This is a genomic window from Streptomyces sp. RP5T (genome assembly GCF_003933965.1).
Lineage (GTDB): Bacteria > Actinomycetota > Actinomycetes > Streptomycetales > Streptomycetaceae > Streptomyces.
Genome location: NZ_RSAJ01000577.1, coordinates 1 through 5201, shown reverse-complemented (window position 1 = coordinate 5201; position 5201 = coordinate 1). Strand labels below are relative to the sequence as shown.

Genomic DNA, 5201 nt, shown 5'->3' with positions numbered 1-5201 from the left:
CACCGCCCCCTCACGGTCACCGACCCCCTGGGCCGCACGGTGAGCTACGCCTACGACGAGGCGGGCCGCACGGTCCTGGCGGTCCGCCCGGACGGCCGTTACACCAGCGTCGCGTACAACGACCAGGGACTGCCGGTCGCGGTGGCCGGCGCGGACGGCACGCGTGTCGTGCAGGAGTTCGACGCGTTCGGCAACCGCACGGCGGTGACCGACGCTTCGGGGACGACGACCCGCTTCACCTACGACGACCGGGGCCACCTGGAGTCCGTCACCAACGCCCTCGGGGACACCACGAGGGTGCGCTGCGACGCGGTCGGCCTCCCCCTGGAGATCACCGACCCCCTGGGCGCGGTGACCCGCTACTCGCGCGACGCCTTCGGCCGCCCGGTACGGATCACCGACCCCACGGGTGCGGAGACGACCCTGGAATGGACGGTGGAGGGCCACCTGTCCCGCCGTACGGCGGCGGACGGTACGACGGAGTCCTGGACGTACGACGGAGAGGGCAACTGCACAGCCCACACGGACGCGTTGGGCGCGGTCTCCCGCTTCGAGTACACCCACTTCGACCTCCTCGCGGCCCGCACGGGCCCGGACGGCGTGCGCTACGAGTTCACCCACGACACCGAACTGCGCCTGACGAGGGTCACGAACCCGCAGGGCCTGCTGTGGAGTTACGCGTACGACGAGGCAGGCCGCCTCGTCTCGGAGACGGACTTCGACGACCGCACCCTGACCTACGCACACGACCCGGCAGGCCAACTGGCCACCAGCACCACGGCATCCGGCGACCCGATCACCTACTCCCGTGACGTCCTGGGCCGGGTGATCCGCAAGGACGCGGCCGGGGCGGTCACGACGTACGCCTACGACCCCTCGGGCGCCCTGGCGGAGGCGGCCGGCCCGGACGCGGTCCTGAGACTGCACCGGGACGAGGCGGGCCGCGTACTGTCCGAAACGGTCAACGACCGCACCCTCACCTACACCTACGACGAGCTGGGCCGCAGAACGGGCCGCACGACCCCCACCGGCGCGACGACGACCTGGTCGTACGACGCGTCGGGCAACCGCACGGGCATGGTGGCCTCCGGCCGCGCCCTCACCTTCACGCACGACGAGGCAGGACGCGAACTGACCCGCCGCATAGGCGAGTCGGTGACCCTGACCCAGTCCTTCGACCCCTTGGGCCGCCTGACGAAACAGGACCTGACCGGCCCCACGGGCACCCGCCTCCAGCACCGCGCGTACACCTACCGACCCGACGGCAACCTGACATCCATCGACGACGACCTGAACGGCACGCGGGAGTTCACCCTGGACGGGGCGGGCCGTGTGACGGCGGTCCACGCGGCGAACTGGACGGAGACGTACGCGTACGACGAGGCGGGCAACCAGACCTCAGCCTCCTGGCCGACAGCGCACCCGGGCAGCGAATCGATCGGGCCCCGGGAGTACGCGGGCACCCGCATCACCCGAGCCGGCTCCGTCCGCTACGCACACGACGAAGCGGGCCGCGTCACCCTCCGCCAGAAGACCCGCCTCTCCCGCAAGCCGGACACGTGGCGCTACGAGTGGGACGCGGAGGACCGCCTGACGTCGGTGACCACACCGGACGGCACCCGCTGGCGCTACCGCTACGACCCCTTGGGCCGTCGCATCGCCAAGCAACGCCTCTCCCCGGACGGCGAATCGGTCCTGGAACAGGTGGACTTCACCTGGGACGGCACAACGCTCTGCGAACAGACGACAAGGTCCCCTTCCCTTCCCCACCCGGTCACCCTCACGTGGGACCACCAGGGCCTGCACCCGATCGCCCAGACGGAACGCATCACGGTCGCCGACGCCCCCCAGAACGAAATCGACTCCCGCTTCTTCGCCATCGTCACGGACCTGGTCGGCACGCCGACGGAACTGATCGACGAGCAGGGCGGCATCGCCTGGCGCACCCGAAGCACCCTGTGGGGCACAACGGCCTGGGCCGCGGACAGCACGGCGTACACCCCGCTGCGCTTCCCGGGGCAGTACTTCGACCCCGAGACGGGGCTGCATTACAACTTCTTTCGGTATTACGATCCCGAGAGCGGCCGCTACGCCACGTCCGACCCACTCGGCCTCATCCCGTCACCCAACCCCTCTGCTTACGTCAACAACCCGCATATACGATCCGACTCGTTGGGGCTTGCGCCGGAATGTGGCCCTGGTGAAGGTCGGGGGATCTTCGATTTCAGAGAGCCGAACCCCAATTTCCCTCCCGATGCAAGTGCTGTCGAGGCTATGCGGTCGGCCCCTACCGGCGGCAATATTGACTGTTCAGAGGTGGCCGAGCGAATCCTCCGAGAAACCGGAGGGCAAGGGAAAATAATAAACTTCACAATAAAGAATGATCCGGTCATTAGTATCCCTGAAAGTTCGGGTCGGCTAGTGACGGAATATCGGTACCATGACGTCTACACGGACGGTCGGTACGTGTACGACCCGGCAATGAGTCCAGACCCAGTTCCTTACGGAGACTATGAGCGGGCGATTCGATTGCTGAATCCAGGGAAGAAGCTCATCGTTCAAAATGGCGGGTACTCCGGACCCCTCTGGTGACCCAGGAAAGGTTCTCCTCGTGTCGACTCGAAGCGTGGAGGCGCGGCAAGCGCTTTGCAGGTTCGGAGAACTTGCATGGTTTTCTCTGCCTGCGGAGATACACCCTCTATATGGATATCCGCAAGTGTCATATATGGGGTGGCGCTACAAGTCGACTCATGACAGAACCGCGGAGTATATCGAGAGTGTCGTGCGAGGCGTGCAGACCCAGCTCGACTGGACACTCGACAGGTCCAAGAGGAACTGGTTGCTCCTGCCGTCCCGAATTCTGAATGAAGCCCAAGGCCTCGAGAATCCTGCATTTGCGAGCACCGTTCATGCTATCAACGTCGAGGACCGGGAGTTTTGCTTGAAGTCTGCATCGGATCTTGAGCTGATCATTCGGAGCCTTCAAGAGGCGTCGGTTTCGGAGAGTTGATGCGATATCTATCGGGCGTGCAGTCCTGGAATCGCAGTATCGATGGTGAGGGAGGAATCGACCTCCGATCCATGATGGAGGCATGCGGACTCACGGTGGTGGGGGAACCGTCGGGTGATCGTCCGCACCTTTCAGGCCATCGATAAAACAGCCCGGTGATCTAATGTTGCAGGAGATCCACCTCCGTCAATACTTGCTGAGATCACTCTCGATTTTCGAGGGGTAGTGTTTCCTGCGTGAAGCGTCTCCAGTTGGCGCCTTTGGCTGCCGAGCCTGTCGACGGGGTTCCGGACTTCCGTCTCTCTGGAGCAGGGGAAGGGGGCGAGCCCCGGGTTTCACAAAGAACGGTCGAGACGCCTATGCGCCAGCTAAGCCATCACATGGCTACGATCCGGCGGTCCTTGAGGGGCTTTGAACCATGAAGGCTGCCCCGCCAGTTTCTTGGCTTGGCCGCAACTTTACGGCGTCTCCATGCGGGCGAAGCACCGATTGGGATTCTCCCTGGATTAGAGTGTGAGAGTGATACCTGTGTGGCGTGAGGTCGCATCTAAATTTGCCGGCGCAGAGGGACCGACGGAATCAATGCCGAGTACGGAGTGGAGGTTGTTTGGCCGACCGAGGAAATGCTCGCCGAGAACACCTCGCTCCGCAGCGATGGTCAGCTCCGGAGCCTCTACATGCCGTTCGATCCGCTTCTCTTCTTCGGCGGCAACGGTGGCGGGGATCAGTTCGCATTCGTACGGACGCCTGAACGGGATGATGTGGTCGTCTGGGATCACGAAACGGACAGCAGGAACTGGATTTCCCCCTCCCTGGAAAGCTTCTTGGGGAGCGCTTTGGGGAGCGGGGTGAAGATTGGTATCGCTGACTGCTCTCTAACTGAGTGAGGTCATGGCACCGGCCGGGCGGCCGTTGGGTACCTCGCACTCCAGGAATCCAGTTGGCACGAGCGGGGACCATGCGTACCCTGTCCGACCATGTGCTACCACGCCTTCAACGGCGCCTTCCGGCACTACGTGTGTGTAGCGTGCCGGCTCTCCTTCAAAGGCAGCACATGGCCGATCCGGAAGCGCGTCTGTCCCGGCTGTCGTGAACAGCTTGTCTTCGCCGGCTACGACTTCGCCGCGCCACGGCGACGCGACAGGAAGGCATGGTCAGTCGTTGCGTCCGTGCTCGCGGAAGGGCTGACCTACGATCACCGCCCTGGCTGCGGCTGCTCGAAGCTCCCGTCCTTTCGGCCCCGCACGCGGGCCCAGGTGCGTGTCCGGCGCCGCGCGGCCGAGCGGCTGGGCCTGCCTCTGTCAATGACTCTCGCGCGCCGCGACGCCTTCACCGCGGAGCCTCGTGACGAGCAACCTGGCGGGGGACAATCTGTTCTGGCAGGGCGACGCTAAAGGTAGATCCATTCTTACGTAGATTGCTTCTTACTTTCCCCGAGACTGCCTTTCCGGCGCGGTCCGAGCCGGCCTACGCCGGTTTCCTCGCCACGAGGTATGCCCTGGACAGCTTCTCCTCGCCAAGGGGCTCCCTGAGCACGCGGAGGATCACCTCAAGGCCCGCCTTGGCGAGGGGTTCGGCCACCGCCTCCGGCGTGCGCAGCCAGTAGTCCAGGGAGATCTTGTGGCCGAAGCGTTCGTCGAGGTGCATGTGGGTTCCGCCCGGCTCGTACTGGAAGCCGATCAGGGCGTGGGCGCCGGGGGCCAGTACGCGGTGGAACTCGGCGAATGCCGTCGGGAGGTGGTCGTCCGGGACGTGGATGATCGAATAGAGGGCCGTGATGCCGCCCAACGTCTCGGACGGCAGGTCCAGCGACGTCATCGAGCCCACGTGGAAGCGGAGGCCCGGGTGGGCCCGGCGGGCCAGTTCGGCCATCTTGGGGGAGACGTCCACGCCGAAGACCTGAAGGCCGAGTGAGTGGAGCGCGGCGGTCACGTGTCCCGGGCCGCTGCCGATGTCGGCGACCGGGCCTTTGCCCTGCTCCTTCACCAACTCCGCGAAGCCGGTGATCTGGGCTCTGTCCAGCGTGGGGATGCCGGCCCAGTCGGAGAACTGCTCGGTGTAGGGCTCGGCGATCGTGTCGTACGCGGTTCGGGTGGCCCGTATGAAGTCGGGAGTCTCGGCGTTCACGGGCTGCACCCTAGTGGGGCGTCACGGGGTGGTGGGTGGTGTTTCCCTGACGGTCATCTGGGGG

At 65.2% G+C, this 5201-nt stretch carries 3 protein-coding genes; 2 read left to right on the top strand and 1 reads right to left on the bottom strand.

The features are described 5' to 3' along the window. Positions 1-2592, top strand: a 2592-nt coding sequence (locus EHS43_RS36700; RefSeq protein ID WP_260470889.1) for an RHS repeat domain-containing protein, incomplete at its 5' end; no start/stop codon positions are given. A 1041-nt stretch (positions 2593-3633) separates the two neighbouring features. Next, entirely contained in the window at positions 3634-3897 is a 264-nt protein-coding gene (locus EHS43_RS36695) for an SMI1/KNR4 family protein (protein WP_125194926.1), read from the top strand. A 580-nt stretch (positions 3898-4477) separates the two neighbouring features. Here the strand turns inward: EHS43_RS36695 and EHS43_RS36685 are convergent. Beyond that, positions 4478-5137 (bottom strand): class I SAM-dependent methyltransferase, encoded by a 660-nt coding sequence (locus tag EHS43_RS36685; protein ID WP_125194922.1) that lies wholly within the window; start codon positions 5135-5137, stop codon positions 4478-4480. Positions 5138-5201: the final 64 nt, after the last annotated feature.

What these genes read in the sequence shown, in the direction of transcription:
- EHS43_RS36695 (WP_125194926.1), top strand. Translation starts at nt 3,634, where the DNA reads ATGCTCGCCGAGAACACCTCGCTCCGCAGCGATGGTCAGCTCCGGAGC.